This window comes from Streptomyces sp. NPDC092370 (assembly GCF_044755265.1).
In the GTDB taxonomy this organism is placed as follows: Bacteria; Actinomycetota; Actinomycetes; order Streptomycetales; family Streptomycetaceae; genus Streptomyces.
Map to the genome: position 1 here is coordinate 181,529 of NZ_JBIVQO010000003.1, position 19,325 is coordinate 200,853.

A 19,325-nucleotide genomic window follows, 5' to 3' on the forward strand; every position below is an offset into this window, starting at 1 on the left:
CGTGAGACGGCGTATGGAGAGAAGCGATACCTGTGAGCGCAGCGACAACGCGAAGCCGCACCCCCGACCGTCTGTGCGCCGAGGCCGTCGACCTCGCACGCGCCGCAGCCGAGGAGGCGGCGGCGCCAGGAATCGTCGGGGAACACGTGGGGCTGATCTCCGAGGGGGACCGCGTTGTCACCCACTTCTTCGAATGCCGCGAGCTCGGGTACCGGGGCTGGCGCTGGGCCGTGACGGTGGCCCGGGCCTCCCGGGCGAAGATCGTCACGGTGGACGAGGCGGCGCTGCTGCCCGGCCCCGACGCGGTGCTCGCGCCCGAGTGGGTGCCGTGGAGCGAGCGGCTGCGCCCCGGCGACATGGGGCCGGGCGATCTGCTGCCCACCGATGCCGAGGACCTGCGTCTGGAGCCGGGCTACACGGGCGAGGACGAGCCGGCGCCGAAGTCCCCCGTCTCGCACGAGATGGCCGACCTGGTGGAGGCGGAGGACGCGGACCTCACCGCGGATTCCCCGGCCGGCTACACGGTCCCGCCCCTGCGCGGTTCGATCCCGGCGGTCGCCGAGGAACTGGGCATGCGCCGGGCCCGCGTCCTGTCCCGCTACGGTCTGCACACCGCGGCCGACCGCTGGGAGGAGGCGTTCGGGCCCAAGACACCCATGGCCCAGGCGGCCCCCGCGGCGTGCGTCAGCTGCGGCTTCCTCGTCCCCATCGGCGGCTCCCTCGGCCAGGCCTTCGGTGCCTGCGCCAACGAGTTCTCCCCGGCCGACGGCCGCCTGGTCTCCCTCGCCTACGGCTGCGGCGGCCACTCCGAGGCCGCGGTCATGCCCCGGCCGCCCCAGCCCGCCGCCCCGGTCATCGACGAGACCCGGGTCGACCCCTTCCCGCTGCGCCCGTCCGCGGACTCGGGCTCGGTGACACCGACCACGGACGCCGACACGGAGGAGCTGGGTCACTCGTAGCCGCCTGCGGCCCGTCCGGCGGCGGGGTTGCACCGGTTCCTGCGGTCCGCCCGGCTGCGGGGTTGCTCCGGCGGTTCCTGCGGTCCGCCCGGCTGCGGGGTTGCTTCGGTTCCTGCGGCCCGTCCGGCTGCGGGGTCACTCATACCGCCTGGGGCCCGCCCTGCTCCGGGGTCATTCGTAGCCGCCTGCGGTTCGCCCGGCTGCGGGGTTGCTTCGGTTCCTGCGGTCCGCCTGGCTGCGGGGTCACTCATACCGCCTGCGGCCCGTCCTGCTCCGGGGTCGCTCCGGTCCCTGCGGCCCGCCCGGCCGCGTAGCCGCCTGCGGCCCGCCTGACCCTGGGGTCGCTCCGGTCCCGGTCGCCCGCGCCGGGCAGGCGCACGGTGGGTGCTCCCCAGGCGGTACCTTCGTCCTCACGTCCACGAGGAGAAGGAACGGAACGTGAGCAGCAAGTTCGTGCGGCCCGCCGCCGAGGGGGCCGATCCGTTCGGTACCGCCCGTCTGCGGCGCGGTGTCCTCGACGCCTGGGCCACCAGCCCCGCCCGGTTCCGCGAGGACGCCAACGCCGAGGAGGACCTGGTACTCGGCGGCTACCGGGACCGGCTCGTCGTGGAACTCGCCCAGAACGCGGCCGACGCGGCGGCCCGGGCCGCGGTGCCCGGCCGGCTGCGGCTCACCCTGCGGGACGGGGTGCTCGTCGCCGCCAACACCGGAGCCCCGCTGGACGCGGCCGGGGTCGAGTCGCTGTCCACCCTGCGGGCGTCGGCCAAGAGGGACTCCGGGGACACGTCCTCCGTGGGGCGGTTCGGCGTCGGGTTCGCCGCCGTCCTCTCCGTCACCGACGAGCCCGCCGTCGTCGGCCGGCACGGCGGCGTGCGGTGGTCGCTGGCCGAGGCCAGGGCCCTGGCCGCCGAGACCGCCCGGCACAGCCCCGGCCTCGGGGACGAGGTCCGGCGGCGGGACGGGCACGTGCCCCTGCTGCGGCTGCCCCACGCCGCCGAGGGCACCGCCCCCGACCCGTACGACACCGCCGTCATCCTGCCGCTGCGGGACGCGGCCGCCGCCGACCTCGCCGAGCGGCTCCTGCGGGCCGTCGACGACGCGCTGCTGCTCACCCTTCCCGGACTCGAAGAGCTGGTCGTCGAGATCAACGGGGAGAACCCGCGGACCCTCACCCGCCGGACCGACGGGCCCTTCACCGTCGTCGACGACTCCGCCCACGGCGTCACCCACTGGCGCAGCGCCGCCGCCCACGGCCCCCTCACCCCCGACCTGCTCGCCGACCGGCCCGTCGAGGAGCGGCTGCGGCCCCACTGGTCCGTCACCTGGGCCGTGCCCGTGGACCGCGACGGCAGCCCGGCCCGCCCCCGCACCAGCCCGGTCGTGCACGCCCCCACTCCGAGCGACGAGCCGCTCGGGGTCCCGGCCCTGCTCATCGCCTCGTTCCCGCTGGACTCCACACGCCGGCACGCCGCCCCCGGCCCGCTGACCGACTTCCTGGTCCAGCGCGCGGCCGACGCCTACGCCGAACTCCTCGGCGACTGGCGCCCGGTGACCTCCGGGATCATCGACCTCGTGCCCGGGCCGCTCGGCAAGGGCGAACTGGAGGGCGCCCTGCGCCGGGCGATCCTGGAGCGGCTGCCGCGGACCGCGTTCCTCCCGCCCGCCCTGCCACCCCGCGAGGGCAACGACCTGCCGGAATCGCTGCGGCCCCGGGACGCCGAGGTCGTCGAGGGCGCGGGCGCGGACACCGTGCGGGTGCTCGCCGAGGTGCTGCCCACCCTGCTGCCCGCCGGGCTGGAGCGCCGCGCCGAGCTGCGGACCCTGGGCGTCGCCCGGGTCCCGCTGACCGACGCGATCGACCGGCTGGCCGGGCTGGAGAAGGAACCGGGCTGGTGGCGGCGGCTCTACGACAGCCTGGCCGGGATCGATCCGGAGCGGCTGTCGGGGCTTCCGGTTCCGCTGGCCGGGAGCACCTCCCAGGCTTTCGGCACCGGGGGAGGCCGGACGGCCATCGGGCCCCGGCAGGTGCTCCTGCCCGGCGCGGAGGCCGCCCGGATCGACCCCGAGGTGCTGGCCCGGCTCGGCCTGAAGGTCGCCCACCCGGACGCGGCCCATCCGATCCTGGAGAAGCTCGGCGCCCTGCCCGCCACCCCCCGGGCCGTCCTCACCACCCCGCAGGTCCGGACCGCCGTCGCCGCGTCCCTGGACGACGAGGGAGGCGTGAACTGGGAAGAGGACGTCCTCGACGCCGAAGAACTGGCCGACACCGTGCTCGCGCTGGTGCGGGACGCCGGCCTCGAGCCCGGTGACGAGCCCTGGCTCGGCGCGCTCGCCCTGCCCGACGAGGACGGCGAACCGGCCCCGGCCTGCGAACTGGTCTACCCCGGCGGTCCCTTCGCCCAGGTCATGCGCGAGGGCGAACTCGCCTTTGTGGACGGCGAACTGGCCGCCAAGTGGGGCGAGCAGCCGCTGGCCGCCTGCGGGGTCCTGGTGGACTTCGCGGTCGTCCGCGCCACCGACGTCGTCCTCGACCCCGACGAACTGGAGCCCCGCGAGGGCGACTTCGCCGAGCCGGACGACGCGGGCCTGCTGGACGCCGTCGACGTGTGGTGCGAGGACATCCTCGACCGCTTCCCGGACAGCCCGGTGCCGCCGGTCGCCACCGAGATCCTCGCCGTACGGGACCTGGACCTGGTCGACGAGGACAAGTGGGCGCAGGCGCTCGCGCTGCTGTCCCGGCCGCCCCTGCGGGACGCGATCGTGCAGCCCGTGCGGATCCTGCTGCCGGAGGGCACGCACGAGGTCGTCCGGCCGTACACCGCCTGGTGGCTGCGCGGGAACCCGGTGCTCGACGGCCGTCGCCCGGCCGGTCTGCGGGCCGCCGGCGGAGACCCGCTGCTGCGCGGGCTCTACGACGAGGCCGACGCGACCGGGTTCGAGGACGAACAGGTGCTGCGGGCCCTGGGGGTGCGCACCTCCGTCGCCGCCCTGCTGGGCGAGCCCGGCGGTGCCGCCGAGCTGCTCGACCGGCTCGCCGACCCCGAGCGGGAGGTGACGGGCGCTCAGCTGCACGCCCTGTACGGGGCGCTGGCCGATCTGGACCCCGAGCAGGTGACCCTGCCGGACGACCTGCGGGCCGTCACCGACGGCCGGGTGGAGGTCGTGGACGCGGCCGACGCCGTGGTGTGCGACTCACCCGACCTGCTGCCGTTCACCGAGGGCGTCCCGCTGCTTCCCGTACCGCCGTCACGCGCCGCCGAACTGGCCGAACTGTTCCAGGTGCGGCGGCTGAGCGAGTCCGTCACCGGGGAGATCACCTCCGAGGGCACCGAACACGACGTACCGGAGCCCGTGCGGGTGCTGCTGGGCCGGCGGACACCGTCCTCCTACGTCGAGCACGAGGAACTCGTCGTCGACGGCGTGGAGATCGACTGGCGGCTCACCGACGACGGCGTCCTGCACGCGGCCACGCTGGAGGGCGTCGCCGCGGGGCTCGCCTGGGCGGCGGGACAGTGGCCGCGGCGGTTCGAGGTGGGGGCGCTGCTGGAGGACCCGTCACGGACCGAGGAGCTGGCACGGGACCGGTGGTTCGACTGAGTCGGCGGTGACGTAGGGCCGTTGGTGAAAAGTCCCGCACATATTTTTCACCTGTCGTACAACCATGTGCACTGCTGAGTTATCTGATCACGTGAGTCAACAGACTCCACGATCACTTGGGCCCCGAGAGCCGACGACGAGCACCGGGGCCCCTCTCCACCTGGAGAACGCATGCGTATCCGAGCCACCGTGGCCGCCGTCACCGGCGCCCTGGCCCTCTCCGCCCTCGCCGTGCCGGCCGCGCAGGCGGACAACCAGACGCCGAACCTGGCGTCGCTGGTCCCGTCCACCTCGAAGGCCACGCCGTTCAATGCCGCCGCTCCGGCGGACGAGTCCCTGGGCGACACCAAGATCACGGGCGTGACCGTCAACGCCGGCAAGAACATCGTGGTCGGCACGACCGCCAAGAAGTCCTTCACCGTCTCCGTGACGGCCACCGACCCGGAAGGCGTCCAGGACGCCTTCGCGATGCTGTGGCACGGCCCGGACACCGAGAACGCCGACGGCGCGATCGCGCCGGAGAACCTGGACGACGAGCAGGTCGGCACCTGCACCAACACCAGCGCGACCACCGCCACCTGCAAGGTCACGCTGATCGCCGACCCGAACGACAACATCTACAGCAACATCCTGGCCGGTACCTGGAAGGTGTGGGCCGGTGCCGCCGGTAACGACGGCGACTACGAGATCCGCGAGGCCTTCAAGACGGCCAAGGTCCAGCGGGCCTCCAAGCTGACGGTCAACGCCTCGCCGGAGCCGGTGAAGAAGGGCAAGACCATCACGGTCACCGGCAAGCTGTCCCGCGCCAACTGGGACGACAACAAGTACCACGGCTACACCAACCAGTCGGTGAAGCTGCAGTTCCGCAAGAAGGGCAGCGACACCTACACCACGGTGAAGACCATCACGTCCAACTCCACGGGCGAGCTGAAGACCACCGTCACCGCCTCGGCGGACGGCTACTTCCGCTACTCCTTCGCGGGCACCACGACCACTCCGGCGGTCAACGCCACGGGTGACTTCGTCGACGTGCAGTAACACCGTCCGCACGACCGTCCGCGCGACGACGGACACCGCCGGTCCCGGAGCCATGCCGGGGCCGGCGGCGCCGTCTCCCCGCCGTGCGGATGCCACGGGCGCGTCAAACGTTGCGGATGAGACGGCAAACCCGGGCCGCGCGCCGTACAACCCTGGAAGGGGTTCGTGAATCTGATCGCGTGAGTCAACAGACTCCGAGATCACTTCTCCCCCTGGGGAAACACATGCACATCCGAGCCACCGTGGCCGCCGTCGCCGGCGCCCTGGCCCTTTCCGCCCTCGTCGTTCCGGCCGCGCAGGCCGCCGACGCCCCGTCCGGCAAGCAGGCGTTCAGCTCCGCCGCGGCCGACGCGGGCACGGGCACCACCGCCTCGACCCTCGACGTCACCTTCTCCAACATGAAGGTGAACAGCGGAAAGAACATCGTCGTCGGCACCACCAACATGGTGAGCGTGCCCGTCACCTTCACCGTGACCCACGCCGCGGACCTCGACACCAGCTCCGACCACTTCGCCACGGGCCCGCTGATCTACCACGGCTCCTCGCTCGACACCGCCGACAACGTCCTGATCAGCGACGATCCGGCCACCTGCACCGCCGCCTCGTCGACGGTCCTCAACTGCAAGGGCGTCATCAACATCCGCCCGGCCGACGGCGACCTGTTCAACTCCGACGCCGGCACCTGGGGCGCCGGCGCCCTCGCCGTCACCAGCGACGGCGCCGAGAAGACGCAGGGCGGCCTGGGCACCACCAAGGTCCAGCGCTACTCCAAGCTGACGGTCAACGCGGGCCCCGAGCCCGTCTACAAGGGCAAGACCATCACGTCCACCGGCAAGCTCTCCCGCGCCAACTGGGAGGACAACGTCTACCGCGGCTACACCAACCAGCCGGTCAAGCTCCAGTTCCGCAAGGCGGGCACCAGCACGTACACCACGGTCAAGACGGTGTACTCCGACGGTTACGGCAACCTGAAGGCCACGGCCACCGCACAGTACGACGGCTACTGGCGCTTCAGCTTCGCCGGCACGACGACCACCCCGGCCGTCAACGCCACGGGCGACTACGTCGACGTGAAGTAAGGCGCGCCTCGCGGCGGGGCGCGGGGAACTGCGCCGACCGGCCGCGTACGGCTCGCGGACGGAACTCGGCGGACCTCCTCACGGCCCGAGCCGGGCGCTAAGCGGGAAAGCGGCGGTCCACCCACCTCCACAGGAGCTCAAGGGCGGCCGCCGCCACCGCCGCGATGCCGACCGCGATCCACGGGATCGTCATCCCGACCAGCTTCAGCGCGAAGAAGTGCTGCAACCACGGCACCACCAGCACCAGCAGGAACGCCCCGGCCATGGACGCGACGAGGGCGACACGCCACCAGGTGTAGGGCCGGGCGATGATCGCCAGCACCCACATCGAGACGACGAACAGCGTGAGCGTCGCCGCACTCGTCTCCGCGTCCAGCGCCCCCGCGCCCGTGTAGTGCTCCCGGGCGATCAGATACGTCGCGAAGGTCGCCGCCGCGGCCACGGCCCCGCCCGGGATCGCGTACCGCATGACCCGCCGTACGAAGTTCGGCCTCGCGCGTTCCTTGTTGGGCGCGAGCGCCAGGAAGAACGCCGGGATGCCGATGGTCAGCGTCGACAGCAGGGTCAGGTGGCGCGGCAGGAAGGGGTACTCCACCTGCGAGCACACCACCAGCACGGCGAGCAGCACCGAGTAGACCGTCTTGACGAGGAACAGGGTCGCCACGCGGGTGATGTTGCCGATGACCCGGCGCCCCTCGGCCACCACCGACGGCAGCGTCGCGAAGCTGTTGTTCAGCAGCACGATCTGGGCGACCGCCCGGGTCGCCTCCGAGCCGGAGCCCATCGCCACACCGATGTCGGCGTCCTTCAGGGCGAGCACGTCGTTCACCCCGTCACCGGTCATCGCGACCGTGTGCCCGCGGGACTGGAGCGCCCCCACCATGTTCCGCTTCTGCTGCGGGGTGACCCGCCCGAACACCGTGCCGTCGTCGAGGGCGTCGGCCATCCCTTCCTGCTCGGCGGGCAGCCGGCGCGCATCGACGGTGGTGCCGGACAGCCCGAGCTTGGCGGCGACCGCGCCGACCGACACCGCGTTGTCGCCGGAGATGATCTTGGCCCGGACGTCCTGGTCGGCGAAGTAGCGCAGGGTGTCGGCGGCGTCCGGCCGCAGCCGCTGCTCCAGCACGACCAGGGCGGTGGGCTTCGCCCCCGTCGTCACGTCGGGATCGTCCAGGTCCCGTGGGACCCGGGCGAGCAGCAGCACCCTGAGGCCCTGTTCGTTCAGCCGACCGGTCTCGGCGAGGGCCGGATCGTCCTCCGCCAGCAGCACGTCGGGCGCGCCCAGCAGCCATCGGCTCGACTGCCCGTCGCCCTCGCTGAACGCGGCGCCGCTGTACTTGCGTGCCGAGGAGAACGGCAGGGCCTCGGTGCAGCGCCAGTCCTCGACCGCCGGGTAGGTGTCGATGATCGCCTTCAGAGAGGCGTTCGGTCGCGGGTCCGACTCGCCGAGCGCGCCGAGCACCTTGCGCACGTACGTCTCGTCGGCACCCTGGAGCGGCCGCAGCTCGGTGACGTCCATGCCGCCCTCGGTGAGGGTGCCGGTCTTGTCGAGGCAGACGGTGTCGACCCGGGCCAGCCCTTCGATGGCGGGCAGCTCCTGCACCAGGCACTGCTTGCGGCCGAGGCGGATCACGCCGATGGCGAAGGCGACCGAGGTGAGCAGGACCAGCCCCTCGGGGACCATCGGGACGATGCCGCCGACGGTGCGGGCGACCGAGTCGTCGAAGGCGTTCTCCTTCACGACCAGCTGGCTGATGACCAGGCCGATCGCGGTCGGGACCATCATCCACGTGACGTACTTGAGGATCGTGGAGATGCCCGACCGCAGCTCGGACTGGACGAGGGTGAAGCGCGAGGCCTCTTCGGCGAGCTGGGCGGCGTAGGCCTCCCGGCCGACCTTCGTCGCCTGGAAGGCGCCGCCGCCCGCGACCACGAAGCTGCCTGACATGACGTGGTCGCCCGGATGCTTGACGACCGGGTCGGCCTCGCCGGTGAGCAGCGACTCGTCGATCTCCAGCCCGTCGGCCTCGACACAGATGCCGTCGACGACGATCTTGTCGCCCGGCCCGATCTCGATCAGGTCGTCCAGCACGATCTCGGACGTGCTGACCTGCGCGGCGGCCCCGTCCCGGCGGACGGTCGGCCGCACCTCGCCGATCAGCGCGAGCGAGTCCAGCGTCTTCTTCGCCCGCCACTCCTGGACGATCCCGATGCCGGTGTTCGCGAGGATCACGAACCCGAACAGGCTGTCCTGGATCGGCGCGACCACCAGCATGATCAGCCACAACACGCCGATGATCGCGTTGAAGCGGGTGAAGACGTTCGCACGGACGATGTCGACGGTGGACCGGCTGCTGCGCACCGGCACGTCGTTGACCTGGCCGCGCTCCACCCGCTCGAGGACCTGAGCCCCGGTCAGGCCGGTCTCGCGGGAGGTGACCGTGGCCGGCCGTGCGGAGTCGGTCCGGGCACCCGTGTCGAGATGCGTCATGCATTCGACGGTACGTGCGGTCTCACCGCTTCACCCGCTGAATGCGGCGAAGATCCGACCTGGGAACGACGGACTTCGTGCCGTGGTCGTACGGCAGTTGTGGGCCCCCGGACCCCGGTGCCGCACCCCGGTGTCAGCCCGCCCGGCGTGCGGTGCACAGCAGGTACTCCCACTCCATGACCGTCCCGTCCGCGCCCGTGCCGAGGTCGCCGTCGCGGGCCAGGTCCACGAGGGCGCCGTCCAGGGCGGCGACGCGTTCGGGCTCACCGGCGATGTTCTTGTAGACGCTGATGGTCGGGCCGTAACGCTCCTTGAAGTAGTCGCGGAACATCTCGGGCGTCCCGAAGCGGTCGACCCGCACCGTGCGGCGCTCGGCGGCGACGTCCGTGACCCGGTCGCCGAGGAGGGCGCGCACATGGTCCTCGTCCCCCCACAGCGGGGGCGGCTGGGCTCCGGGCGGGGGCGGTGGCGCGTATGGCTTCATCGCGGCGAACATCCGGCCGATGAAGCCCTGCGGCGTCCAGCTGAGCAGCCCGATGGTGCCGCCCGGACGGCAGACCCGGACGAGTTCGTCGGCGGCCCGCTGGTGGTGCGGGGCGAACATGACGCCCACGCAGGACATGACGGTGTCGAACTCCGCGTCACCGAAGGGCAGGGCCTCGGCGTCGGCCTCCTGCCAGGTGAGGTGCGCACCCTGCTTCCCGGCCGCCCGGCGGCCGGCTTCGAAGAGCTCCGGGGTCAGGTCGCAGGCCACCACGTCCGCGCCGGCCAGGGCCGCCGGGATCGCGGCGTTGCCGGAACCGGCTCCCACGTCCAGCACCCGCCGGCCGGAGCGCACCCCGCACGCCTCGACAAGGACCGCCCCCAGATCCGGGATGACCTCGGCGGCCAGTGACGGGTAGTCGCCCTGAGCCCACATCGCCCGGTGCCTGGACTTCAGGGCACGGTCGGCCTCGGCCGCGCTGTCATGCATCGTCATCGCTGCGCTCCTCACCGGTCGGGCGGCGGTTTCGCGCCGACGGTTCTCGAGCGTTTCGCCGCCTTATACGAGCGTAGGGAGGGGGCGAAGGCGTGTCTCGCCGGAGAGAAGGCAGGAAGGCGCCTAGGGGGCCTCGGGCGTCGCCGTCAGGTTCTCGGCGGACGCCACCCGCTTGATCGCGGCCTCACGCCTGCGGACGTACCAGATACCGATCAGTCCCAGCCCGGCGCCGGCCAGACAGGTCCACACCCACCAGCTGTGGCCGTGGTCGTCGAACCAGCCGTAGAAGGGAAGCTGGACCAGGAAGAGGACGAACCACAGGATCGTGCCGCCGGTGATGGTGGCGACCACGGGGCCCTCCAGGGGCTCCGGCGCCTCGTGTCGGGGGGTCCATTTCGCCATGGGGACAGCTTACGAGGCGATCAGGTCTACGCGCGGAGATGGCTGATCGTCGCCTTATACGTTCATACTGAAACGGTTTGCGTCTGTCCACTTCTCTTCGTAGGAAACACCAACACATGTCCTCCTCGGCTCCCGCCAAGGTCCCCGCCCCTGAACAGCCGGGAGCCGGGCCCACGTACGGCGCGCTCGACCGCTTCTTCCGGATCTCCGAGCGGGGCAGCACCCTGTCCCGCGAGGTCCGGGGCGGTCTCGCCACCTTCTTCGCGATGGCCTACATCATCGTGCTGAACCCGATCATCCTCGGCAGCGCGAAGGACATGTACGGTCACCAGCTCGACAACGGTCAGCTGGTCACCGCGACGGCCCTCACCGCCGCGCTCACCACCCTCCTCATGGGCGTCATCGGCAACGTCCCGATCGCGCTGGCCGCCGGCCTCGGCGTGAACTCCGTCGTAGCCCTCCAGCTCGCTCCTCGCATGTCCTGGCCGGACGCGATGGGCATGGTGGTCCTCGCCGGGTTCGTGGTCATGCTGCTGGTCGCCACGGGCCTGCGCGAGCGCGTCATGAACGCCGTGCCCTACGGGCTGCGCAAGGCCATCGCCATCGGCATCGGCCTGTTCATCATGCTGATCGGGCTCGTCGACGCGGGCTTCGTCTCCCGCATCCCGGACGTCGCCCAGACCACCGTCCCGCTCCAGCTCGGCGGCGACGGACACCTCAACGGCTGGCCGGTGCTCGTCTTCGTCCTGGGCGTTCTGCTGACCCTCGCGCTCATCGTGCGCAAGGTCTCCGGCGCGATCCTGATCTCGATCGTCGCCATGACGGTCCTCGCGGTCGTCATCAACGCGGTGGCGAAGGTGCCGAGCTGGGGCCTGACCACGCCGAAGTGGCCCGGCAACCCGGTCGCCACCCCCGACTTCGGGCTGATCGGGCAGGTCAGCCTGTTCGGCGGCTTCGGGAAGGTCGGCGTGCTGACCGGGGTGCTCTTCGTCTTCACCGTGCTGCTGTCGTGCTTCTTCGACGCGATGGGCACCATCATGGGCGTCTCCGACGAGGCGAAGCTGACCGACGGCGAGGGGCAGATGCCCGGCATCAACAAGGTGTTGTTCGTCGACGGCCTCGCGGTCGCCGCCGGCGGCGCCAGCTCCTCCTCCGCGACGACCGCCTTCGTCGAGTCGACGGCGGGTGTGGGCGAGGGCGCCCGGACGGGTCTGGCGAACGTCGTCACCGGCGGCCTCTTCGCCGTCGCCCTCTTCCTGACACCGGTCGCCACGATGGTGCCGTCCCAGGCGGCCACGCCGGCGCTGCTCGCGGTCGGCTTCCTGATCATGGCCGGCTCGGTCAAGGAGATCGACTGGGCGGACTACACGATCGCCGTCCCGGCCTTCGTGACGATGCTGATGATGCCGTTCACCTACTCGATCACCAACGGCATCGGTATGGGCTTCATCACCTTCGTGGTGCTGCGGCTGGCGGCCGGGCGGGGCCGGGAGGTGCCGGTGGCGATGTACGTCGTGTCGGCGGTGTTCGCGTTCTACTACCTGATGCCGGCGCTGGGTCTGACCTGATCCTCGTCACCGGGGCCGGGGCCGGGGCCGGGGGAGCCGTAGAACCGCTCCGTCTCCTCGACGGCGGCCTGGAACCGCTGGTCGAAGTCATCTCGAATGAGCGTCCGGACGACATGGTCCTGGACGCTCATTCCCCTCTTCGCGGCCTGGTGCCGGAGCCGTTCGAGCAGGTCGCGGTCTATTCGCAGGCTGAGCACACTGGTCCCCATGACCATGAGGGTCGCGGCACCGTTCGGTACGGTGGGGCGCGTTCCGCAGCTTTGTCACCCATATGAGTGATGTCACGCTCTAGTGGCGGGTGTCACGGGCGGCCCTCTGCTTGACCGCTGGTCTTTAGCGAGAGTAATGAGTTACGCTAAAGAACATGCCGGACCTCAACCATGGCGACGACGTAGCCGCCGTGAACTCCCTCCGATCCGCCGTGATGCGGCTGTCCCGTCGGCTCAAGCACCAGCGGGTCGACGAGTCGCTCAGCCCCACCGAGATGTCGGTGCTGGGCACCCTGTCCCTGTGCGGCAAGGCCACACCGGGCGAGCTCGCCCGCAAGGAACACGTCCAGCCGCCGTCGATGACCCGCATCGTGGCGCTGCTGGAGGCCAAGGAGCTGGTCCGGCTGGAGCCGCACCCCGAGGACCGCCGCCAGAAGGTCGTCACACGCACCGAGCAGGCCGAGGCCATGCTCGAGGAGAGCCGCGCCAAGCGGAACGCGTTCCTGGCCACGCTGGTGGAGAACCTCGACGAGGACGAGTGGGCGAAACTCCGCGCCGCCGCCCCCGTGCTGGAGAAGCTCGCGCACCTGTAAGCCGTATGCAGCAAGGAGGCGAACCCTTTGAGTTCGGGACCCGGAGCAGCTTCCGCCCCCGCACCTGATCCCCACGACTCCCCGCCCACCTCCGGCACACCCGCCGCCCGGCCCGCCCGCAAGTCCTCGATGTTCTCCTCCCTGAAGGTGCGGAACTACCGCCTGTTCTTCATGGGGCAGGTCGTCTCCAACATCGGCACCTGGATGCAGCGCATCGCCCAGGACTGGCTGGTGCTCAGCCTCACCGGCTCCTCCGCCGCCGTCGGCATCACGACCGCGCTGCAGTTCCTGCCGATGCTGCTCTTCGGCCTCTACGGCGGTGTCCTCGTCGACCGGCTGCGCAAGCGGCCCGCGCTGCTCGTGACGCAGTCGGCGATGGCACTCACCGCGATCGCCCTGGCCGTCCTCACGCTCACCGGACACGTCCAGGTGTGGCACGTGTACCTCGCCGCGTTCGCGGTCGGTCTCGCGACCGTCGTCGACAACCCGGCCCGGCAGTCCTTCGTCTCCGAGCTGGTCGGCCCGGGGCAGCTGCAGAACGCGGTCAGCCTGAACTCGGCGAACTTCCAGTCGGCCCGCCTGGTCGGCCCCGCCGTCGCGGGCCTGCTCATCACCGGCGTCGGCACCGGCTACGCGTTCCTCTTCAACGGCCTGTCCTTCATCGCGCCGCTCACCGGCCTGCTGCTGATGCGCGCCCGCGAACTGCACGCCGTGGAGCGCGCCCCCCGGGGCAAGGGACAGCTTCGGGAGGGCGTGCGCTACGTCACCGGCCGTCCGGAGCTGATCTGGCCCATCGTCCTGGTCGGCTTCGTCGGCACGTTCGCCTTCAACTTCCCCGTCTACCTGTCCGCCTTCGCGGACGACGTGTTCCACGCGGGGGCCGGTGCGTACAGCATGTTCAACACGCTGATGGCGGTCGGCTCGGTCGCGGGCGCCCTGCTCGCCGCGCGGCGGGGCACGGCCCGGCTGCGGCTGCTGATCATGGCGGCCATGGCCTTCGGCGCACTGGAGATCGTGGCGGCGACGACCCCCGAGCTGTGGATGTTCGCGCTGCTCATGATCCCGCTGGGCCTGTTCGGCATGACGGTCAACGTCACGACGAACACCAGCCTCCAGATGTCCACGGACCCGGCCATGCGCGGCCGCGTCATGGCCCTCTACATGATGATCTTCCTCGGCGGATCCCCGGTCGGCGCCCCGATCGTCGGCTGGATCACCGACACCTACGGCGCCCGGGTCGGCCTCGCGGCGGGCGGCGCGGTGGCGGCGATCGCAGCGGCCGTCATCGGCCTGGTCCTGGCCCGCGTCGGCAATCTGCGCCTCTCGGTCGGCTGGTACGGCGGCCATCCCCGGGTGCGGTTCGTGCCCCGCGAGCAGGACCAGCTGGCCCCGGCGGCGTAGGGATCGATCAGTCCCGGGGGAATTCGCCGGTGGTGAGGACGAGGCCGACCACGGTGCCCGTCAGGTCGATCTCGTCCCCGAAGTCCAGGCTCAGCTCGCCCCGGTACTCGCCGTCCTTCGGCTTGGTGTGCAGATGCCAGCGGCCGGTGTACGGATCCACGATCAGGTACACCGGCACGCCGGCGGCGGCGTAGGCGTCCTTCTTCGGGCCGTAGTCGTTGGCGCCGGTCTTCTTGGAGATCACCTCGGCGACGAACTCGACGTCCTGGTAGCGCCACAGGCCCTTGTCGTTCTTCGCCGCGCCCTGGGTCATCACGGTGATGTCGGAGGCGAAGCCGTTGAGGTGGCCCGGGTAGTCGACACGGACGTCGGACTTCACGCGCTTGCGCGGGTACTTGCTGCGCAGCTGGTCGTAGATGTCCGCGATGATGTCCCAGTGGGTGTCCCGCTGAGGCGCCATGAAGATGTTCCCCCCGACGATCTCGACCTTGTAGCCCTCGGGGACCGGCATCGTCTCCACCCACTCGAACATCGTGTCGAGGGTGAGTTCACCGCTGCTGTCGGCCATCTCGATCCTGTCGTCAAGGACGGTCATCGTGGCGCTCCTCCCCGGCCGCACCCGCCGATGGAGCCGGCCGCGCGGTACAACGATACGCACGGTGACCTGGACACGCTCGGGTCAGTGAGGCGGGCCTACACCCGGCGGGCCAGCAACTGCCCCGGCCAGTCGTCCTCGCCGACCGTGAAGGCCTCGGTGCGGGTGAAGCCGTTGGCCTCGTAGTAGCGGACGAGCTTGCCGTCGTCCCCGGCGTAGCAGTCGACGCGGAGCAGGGAGATCCCGGCGCGGCGGGTCTCCTCGGCGGCGTGGGCCAGCAGGGCGCTGCCCACGCCGTGGCCCTTGAAGCGGCGGTCGGAGGCCAGCCAGTGGATGTAGCGCTCGGGTTCGCCGGGCTGTGGGAGGTGGGACAGGTAGGCGCCCGCCGAGCCGGTGAGAGTGAGGGTGCCGGCGGGGACGCCGTCCACATCGGCCATGTACACCCTGCCCTCCGCCATGTACCGGCTGACGGACTCCACCGTCTTCCGGCTCTGGGACAGCGGCCGCGTCCCCCACTGCCCCGTGCGCCCCTGGGAGACCAGCCACTCCACGCAGCTGTCGAGCATGCCGAGTATCGAGGGAATGTCGTCGGGCCCGCCGTCCCGGATGGTGATCCGCATGGCCTCATGGTGCCAGGCTGGACCCATGAGACTCTTCGCGGCCGTGCTGCCCCCCGACGAGGTGTGCCGTGAACTCGGCGCGGTGGTCGACGAGTTGCGCGCCCTGCCCGGCGCCGACGGCATGCGCTGGACCGGCCGTCCCGGTTGGCACTTCACGCTCGCCTTCTACGGTGAGGTCGACGACGGCCTCGTCCCGGAGCTGTCGGAGCGGCTGGAGCGTGCCGCGCGCCGCACCGAGCCTTTCCCGCTGGCGGTGCGGGGCGGGGGACAGTTCGGGCACGGGAAGGCGCTGTGGGCCGGGGCCGAGGGGGACCTGGCGACCCTCCGGCTGCTGGCCGAGCGGGCCGAGGCCGCGGCGCGCAAAGCGGGGGTGCCGATGGGGGAGCACCGGCGGTACAAGGCCCATCTGACCGTGGCGCGGAACCGGGCGGCGGGGGACGTGCGGGCCTTCCTGGACGTTCTCGCGGGCTTCACGGGACGGACCTGGACCGTGCGCGAGCTGTGCCTGGTGCGGAGCAACCTTCCGACGTCCGGGGTGGCGGGGGAGCAGCCCCGGTACGAGGCGGTCGGTCGCTGGCCGCTCGGGGGCGCCGGTTAGGCTCGGTGCCGTGGACCCGAAAACCCGCAACCGGATCATGGCCGGTGTGCTCGTGCTGATGTTTCTCGTCGTCGCCCTGGCTTCCGTGCTCGGAAGGTAGGGCGGCGGGGAACCGCGGACGGCCGTTTCCCGCCTGCGGGCCCGCTGGGGGGCTGGCCGCGCCCACGCGGCGGAGCCGCACGTCGGACCAGCCCCGGGCCCCTCACGGGGGGTTCACCAGGCGAAGGCCTCCGGGCTCGGGCCCGGGCCCGGGAAGATCTCGTCCAAGCCCGTCAGGAGCTCCTCGGACAGTTCCAGCTCGGACGCGCGGACCGCTGAGGCCAGCTGCTCGGCCGTGCGCGGACCGACGATCGGGCCGGTCACGCCGGGGCGGGTGAGCAGCCAGGCCAGGGCGGCCTCGCCGGGCTCGATGCCGTGCTTGTCGAGGAGGTCCTCGTAGGACTGGATCTGCGCGCGGGTGCCGGCGTCGGCGAGCGCGTCGGCCGCGCGGCCGGAGGCGCGACGGCCGCCCTCGACCTCCTTCTTGATCACGCCGCCCAGCAGCCCGCCGTGCAGCGGGGACCACGGGATGACGCCGAGGCCGTACTCCTGCGCCGCCGGGATGACCTCCATCTCGGCGCGTCGCTCGGCGAGGTTGTAGAGGCACTGCTCGCTGACCAGGCCGATGGTCCCGCCGCGCCGGGCGGCGATCTCGTTGGCCTGCGCGATCTTGTAGCCGGGGAAGTTCGACGACCCGGCGTAGAGGATCTTGCCCTGCTGGATCAGGACGTCGATCGCCTGCCAGATCTCGTCGAAGGGGGTGTCCCGGTCGATGTGGTGGAACTGGTAGACGTCGATGTGGTCCGTCTGGAGCCGCTTGAGGCTGGCGTCCACGGCCCGCCGGATGTTGACCGCGGACAACTTGTCGTGGTTGGGCCAGGCCGGGCCGTCGGCGCCCATGTTGCCGTACACCTTCGTGGCGAGGACGACCTTGTCGCGCCGTCCCTCGCCCTTCGCGAACCAGTTGCCGATGATGCTTTCGGTACGGCCCTTGTTCTCGCCCCAGCCGTACACATTGGCGGTGTCGACGAAGTTGATGCCCGCGTCCAGCGCCGCGTCCATGATGGCGTGGCTGTCGGCCTCGTCGGTCTGCGGGCCGAAGTTCATGGTGCCGAGGACGAGCCGGCTGACCTTGAGTCCCGTGCGTCCGAGCTGCGTGTACTTCATGGTGCCCAAGCCAACGTCTTGAAGTGCGCTCCAGGCAAGCGTGTCCTCACGCGAGGGTGCTCTCCTCCACGTTCTCCGTACGGCAGCACAGCACCCGCTCGTTGACCTCCAGGTCGTCGACCGGGCGTGGTCAAGGGACGAACGGGCTACCCCTCGTAGGGGCCGCCCAGGCTCCAGCTCTGGTGCATCGCCTCCGCGAAGGCCGCCGCGATCTTGTGTTCGCCGCTCGCGTTGGGGTGGGTGCCGTCGTAGGTGTCGGTGGCGACGTCGTATGACAGCGGGGGCGAGGCCACCAGGACGGGGGAGCCGGGCTCGTCGAGGTCGGCTGCCGTCTTGGCGAGGAGTTCGTTGAAGCGGGCGACCTCGCCGGCGAAGGCCGTGTCCGACCGGGCGCGCACGTTGGGGGTGACCGGCAGCCACACCATGCCCACCCGCCGGTTCGCCGCCCGCGCCTCGGCCGCGAAGGCCCGGACGTTCTCGGCGGTCTGCTCGGCGTTCGTGTAGAAGCCGAGGTCGATCAGGCCGAGCGAGACCAGGAGCACGTCCGCGCGGCACGAGCGCACCGCGTCGCCGATCAGCGGCGCCATGTGCTGCCAGCCCTCGCCCCAGCCGGCCAGGTGGGCGCGCGGGAAGTCCGGTTCGGCGTAGGCGTACGACACCGGCGCCTCGGTCAGCTTGTCGTAGAGCGTCTCGCGCGGCCCGACGAGGGTGAAGGAGCCGCCGTGGGAACGGCACAGGTGCTGCCAGAGCCGGTAGCGCCATGTGTGTTCGCCCGTGCTTCCGATCGTCATGGAGTCACCGACGGGCATGAACCTGAGCATCCGCTCATGATGAACGATCTCGACGGCCGACGGGGTGTGAGCCGGGACACGCCCCACGGCCGGCCGTCGGGCCTGTGATCCGTTACGCCGGTGAACTGCGGAGCCAGATGGCAGGCTTGGGGCATGCGCAGACCGTTCGCCCTTCTCGCCGCGGCCCTTCTCACGGGTGCTCTCGCCGTGCCCGCCTCCGCCGCCGACGGCGACGAGAAGTTCACGATCAAGGACCCGCGCATCACCGAGTCCAGCGGCCTGGCGGCCTCGCGACAGCACCCCGGCATCTACTGGACCCACAACGACAGCGACGACGGAGCCTACCTCTACGCCGTCGACAGCTCGACCGGCGAGACGGTCGCCACGGTCACCCTGTCCGGCGTGGGCAGCCCGCGCGACGTCGAGGCCGTCTCCATCGGGCCGGACAACCAGATCTACGTCGGCGACATAGGCGACAACCTCGGCGGCACCTGGCCGTACGTCTGGATCTACCGGCTGCCCGAGCCGAAGAACCTGCGCGACCAGACGATCAAGGCCACGCAGTACGTCGTGAAGTACTCCGACGGCGCGCGGGACGCCGAGTCCCTCGTCGTGCACCCGAAGACCGGCCGCGTCTACATCGTCGACAAGAACGAGAAGGGCGGGCACCTGTACGAGGGCCCGGCCCGGCTCTCCCCCTCTGGGGCGAACACGTTCCGGCCCGTCGCGGCCGTCCCCGACCTGGAGGCCACCGACGCCACGCTCTCCCCGGACGGCGAACACCTCGTCGTCCGCAGCTACTTCGGAGCGATCGCCTACGACTGGAACGGCGGGAAGATCACACGGAAGGAGCGGCTCGGCGTGCCGTTCCTCGGGCAGGGGGAGTCCGTCACCTACACCGCGGACGGCAAGAGGCTGATGTACGGCGCCGAAGGGGCGGACAGCCCGGTGGAGGGACAGGACGCCCCCGGGGGATCCAGCGCCTCGTCCGGCAGTGGCGGTTCGGCCGCGCGGGACGACGGCGCCGCCGGCGACGGGTTCGGCGGCGACCTCAGGACCGGCGCCATCGTCGTGGCCGTGGCGTGCGCCGCCCTGCTCGGTCTGCGCGGGCTGCGGCGACGGAAGTAGTAGCCGGAGGGCGTTCTCCGACGCGTCTGCGATCCGCCGGAGTCGAGAACCCGAAGTGGTCGAAGCCGGGG

At 71.4% G+C, this 19,325-nt stretch carries 16 protein-coding genes and 1 pseudogene; 9 read left to right on the forward strand and 8 right to left on the reverse strand.

Features of this window, described 5'->3' with window-relative positions; genetic code table 11:
• The first annotated feature begins 32 nt into the window (after positions 1-32).
• From ACIQHQ_RS12055 to ACIQHQ_RS12070, 4 genes are all read left to right on the forward strand, one after another.
• Entirely contained in the window at positions 33-959 is a 927-nt protein-coding gene (locus ACIQHQ_RS12055; RefSeq protein WP_402611820.1) for a DUF3027 domain-containing protein, read from the forward strand.
• A gap of 438 nt (positions 960-1,397) precedes the next feature.
• Complete coding sequence (locus tag ACIQHQ_RS12060) at positions 1,398-4,556, forward strand: sacsin N-terminal ATP-binding-like domain-containing protein (RefSeq protein ID WP_402611821.1); 3,159 nt, start codon at positions 1,398-1,400, stop codon at positions 4,554-4,556.
• A 171-nt stretch (positions 4,557-4,727) separates the two neighbouring features.
• Positions 4,728-5,594, forward strand: coding sequence for a DUF5707 domain-containing protein (locus ACIQHQ_RS12065; protein WP_402611822.1), 867 nt, complete (start codon positions 4,728-4,730; stop codon positions 5,592-5,594).
• Positions 5,595-5,818: 224 nt separating this feature from the next.
• Complete coding sequence (locus ACIQHQ_RS12070; RefSeq protein ID WP_402611823.1) at positions 5,819-6,673, forward strand: hypothetical protein; 855 nt, start codon at positions 5,819-5,821, stop codon at positions 6,671-6,673.
• A 97-nt stretch (positions 6,674-6,770) separates the two neighbouring features.
• Here ACIQHQ_RS12070 and ACIQHQ_RS12075 read toward each other — a convergent pair whose 3' ends face one another.
• From ACIQHQ_RS12075 to ACIQHQ_RS12085, 3 genes are all read right to left on the reverse strand, one after another.
• Complete coding sequence (locus ACIQHQ_RS12075; protein ID WP_402611824.1) at positions 6,771-9,164, reverse strand: HAD-IC family P-type ATPase; 2,394 nt, start codon at positions 9,162-9,164, stop codon at positions 6,771-6,773.
• A gap of 133 nt (positions 9,165-9,297) precedes the next feature.
• Positions 9,298-10,143 carry a class I SAM-dependent methyltransferase gene (locus tag ACIQHQ_RS12080; protein ID WP_402611825.1) on the reverse strand — a complete coding sequence of 282 codons (846 nt, stop codon included), beginning with the start codon at positions 10,141-10,143 and terminating at the stop codon, positions 9,298-9,300.
• Positions 10,144-10,266: 123 nt separating this feature from the next.
• The gene (locus ACIQHQ_RS12085) at positions 10,267-10,545 is read right to left on the reverse strand and encodes a DUF2530 domain-containing protein (protein ID WP_402611826.1); all 279 of its coding nucleotides are present in this window, start codon (positions 10,543-10,545) and stop codon (positions 10,267-10,269) included.
• Positions 10,546-10,661: 116 nt separating this feature from the next.
• On the opposite strand from ACIQHQ_RS12085, the gene ACIQHQ_RS12090 reads away from it, so the two are divergent.
• A complete protein-coding gene (locus tag ACIQHQ_RS12090; protein WP_402611827.1) occupies positions 10,662-12,113 on the forward strand; it encodes an NCS2 family permease in 1,452 nt (483 codons plus the stop codon).
• Between the two features lie 35 nt (positions 12,114-12,148).
• On the opposite strand, the pseudogene ACIQHQ_RS12095 reads toward ACIQHQ_RS12090, so the two are convergent.
• Positions 12,149-12,328: pseudogene (locus ACIQHQ_RS12095) on the reverse strand (ribbon-helix-helix protein, CopG family); the annotation flags it as partial.
• Positions 12,329-12,477: 149 nt separating this feature from the next.
• On the opposite strand from ACIQHQ_RS12095, the gene ACIQHQ_RS12100 reads away from it, so the two are divergent.
• Together ACIQHQ_RS12100 and ACIQHQ_RS12105 are read left to right on the forward strand one after the other, a co-directional pair.
• Positions 12,478-12,915: a MarR family winged helix-turn-helix transcriptional regulator gene (locus tag ACIQHQ_RS12100; protein WP_402611828.1), complete on the forward strand. Its 438-nt coding sequence runs from the start codon at positions 12,478-12,480 to the stop codon at positions 12,913-12,915.
• 27 nt (positions 12,916-12,942) lie between these two features.
• A complete protein-coding gene (locus ACIQHQ_RS12105) occupies positions 12,943-14,316 on the forward strand; it encodes an MFS transporter (RefSeq protein ID WP_402611829.1) in 1,374 nt (457 codons plus the stop codon).
• Between the two features lie 7 nt (positions 14,317-14,323).
• On the opposite strand, the gene ACIQHQ_RS12110 is transcribed toward ACIQHQ_RS12105, so the two are convergent.
• Together ACIQHQ_RS12110 and ACIQHQ_RS12115 are read right to left on the reverse strand one after the other, a co-directional pair.
• Positions 14,324-14,911: a Uma2 family endonuclease gene (locus ACIQHQ_RS12110; RefSeq protein ID WP_402611830.1), complete on the reverse strand. Its 588-nt coding sequence runs from the start codon at positions 14,909-14,911 to the stop codon at positions 14,324-14,326.
• Between the two features lie 98 nt (positions 14,912-15,009).
• On the reverse strand, positions 15,010-15,531 hold the full coding sequence (locus ACIQHQ_RS12115; protein WP_402611831.1) for a GNAT family N-acetyltransferase: 522 nt from the start codon (positions 15,529-15,531) through the stop codon (positions 15,010-15,012).
• 25 nt (positions 15,532-15,556) lie between these two features.
• Here ACIQHQ_RS12115 and thpR point away from each other — a divergent pair, with 25 nt between their 5' ends.
• Complete coding sequence (gene thpR / locus ACIQHQ_RS12120) at positions 15,557-16,129, forward strand: RNA 2',3'-cyclic phosphodiesterase (protein ID WP_402611832.1); 573 nt, start codon at positions 15,557-15,559, stop codon at positions 16,127-16,129.
• Between the two features lie 213 nt (positions 16,130-16,342).
• On the opposite strand, the gene ACIQHQ_RS12125 is transcribed toward thpR, so the two are convergent.
• A complete protein-coding gene (locus tag ACIQHQ_RS12125) occupies positions 16,343-17,335 on the reverse strand; it encodes an aldo/keto reductase (protein WP_402611833.1) in 993 nt (330 codons plus the stop codon).
• Positions 17,336-17,481: 146 nt separating this feature from the next.
• Positions 17,482-18,156 carry a GDSL-type esterase/lipase family protein gene (locus ACIQHQ_RS12130; protein ID WP_402611834.1) on the reverse strand — a complete coding sequence of 225 codons (675 nt, stop codon included), beginning with the start codon at positions 18,154-18,156 and terminating at the stop codon, positions 17,482-17,484.
• A 123-nt stretch (positions 18,157-18,279) separates the two neighbouring features.
• Between ACIQHQ_RS12130 and ACIQHQ_RS12135 the strand changes: the two genes are divergently transcribed.
• Positions 18,280-19,254 (forward strand): WD40 repeat domain-containing protein, encoded by a 975-nt coding sequence (locus tag ACIQHQ_RS12135; protein WP_402611835.1) that lies wholly within the window; start codon positions 18,280-18,282, stop codon positions 19,252-19,254.
• Positions 19,255-19,325 lie beyond the last annotated feature (71 nt).

What these genes read in the sequence shown, in the direction of transcription:
- ACIQHQ_RS12090 (WP_402611827.1), top strand. Translation starts at nt 10,662, where the DNA reads ATGTCCTCCTCGGCTCCCGCCAAGGTCCCCGCCCCTGAACAGCCGGGA.
- ACIQHQ_RS12075 (WP_402611824.1), bottom strand. Translation starts at nt 9,164, where the DNA reads ATGACGCATCTCGACACGGGTGCCCGGACCGACTCCGCACGGCCGGCC.
- ACIQHQ_RS12130 (WP_402611834.1), bottom strand. Translation starts at nt 18,156, where the DNA reads ATGCTCAGGTTCATGCCCGTCGGTGACTCCATGACGATCGGAAGCACG.
- ACIQHQ_RS12125 (WP_402611833.1), bottom strand. Translation starts at nt 17,335, where the DNA reads ATGAAGTACACGCAGCTCGGACGCACGGGACTCAAGGTCAGCCGGCTC.
- ACIQHQ_RS12085 (WP_402611826.1), bottom strand. Translation starts at nt 10,545, where the DNA reads ATGGCGAAATGGACCCCCCGACACGAGGCGCCGGAGCCCCTGGAGGGC.
- ACIQHQ_RS12135 (WP_402611835.1), top strand. Translation starts at nt 18,280, where the DNA reads ATGCGCAGACCGTTCGCCCTTCTCGCCGCGGCCCTTCTCACGGGTGCT.
- ACIQHQ_RS12080 (WP_402611825.1), bottom strand. Translation starts at nt 10,143, where the DNA reads ATGACGATGCATGACAGCGCGGCCGAGGCCGACCGTGCCCTGAAGTCC.
- ACIQHQ_RS12070 (WP_402611823.1), top strand. Translation starts at nt 5,819, where the DNA reads ATGCACATCCGAGCCACCGTGGCCGCCGTCGCCGGCGCCCTGGCCCTT.
- ACIQHQ_RS12115 (WP_402611831.1), bottom strand. Translation starts at nt 15,531, where the DNA reads ATGCGGATCACCATCCGGGACGGCGGGCCCGACGACATTCCCTCGATA.
- thpR (WP_402611832.1), top strand. Translation starts at nt 15,557, where the DNA reads ATGAGACTCTTCGCGGCCGTGCTGCCCCCCGACGAGGTGTGCCGTGAA.
- ACIQHQ_RS12100 (WP_402611828.1), top strand. Translation starts at nt 12,478, where the DNA reads ATGCCGGACCTCAACCATGGCGACGACGTAGCCGCCGTGAACTCCCTC.
- ACIQHQ_RS12065 (WP_402611822.1), top strand. Translation starts at nt 4,728, where the DNA reads ATGCGTATCCGAGCCACCGTGGCCGCCGTCACCGGCGCCCTGGCCCTC.
- ACIQHQ_RS12110 (WP_402611830.1), bottom strand. Translation starts at nt 14,911, where the DNA reads ATGACCGTCCTTGACGACAGGATCGAGATGGCCGACAGCAGCGGTGAA.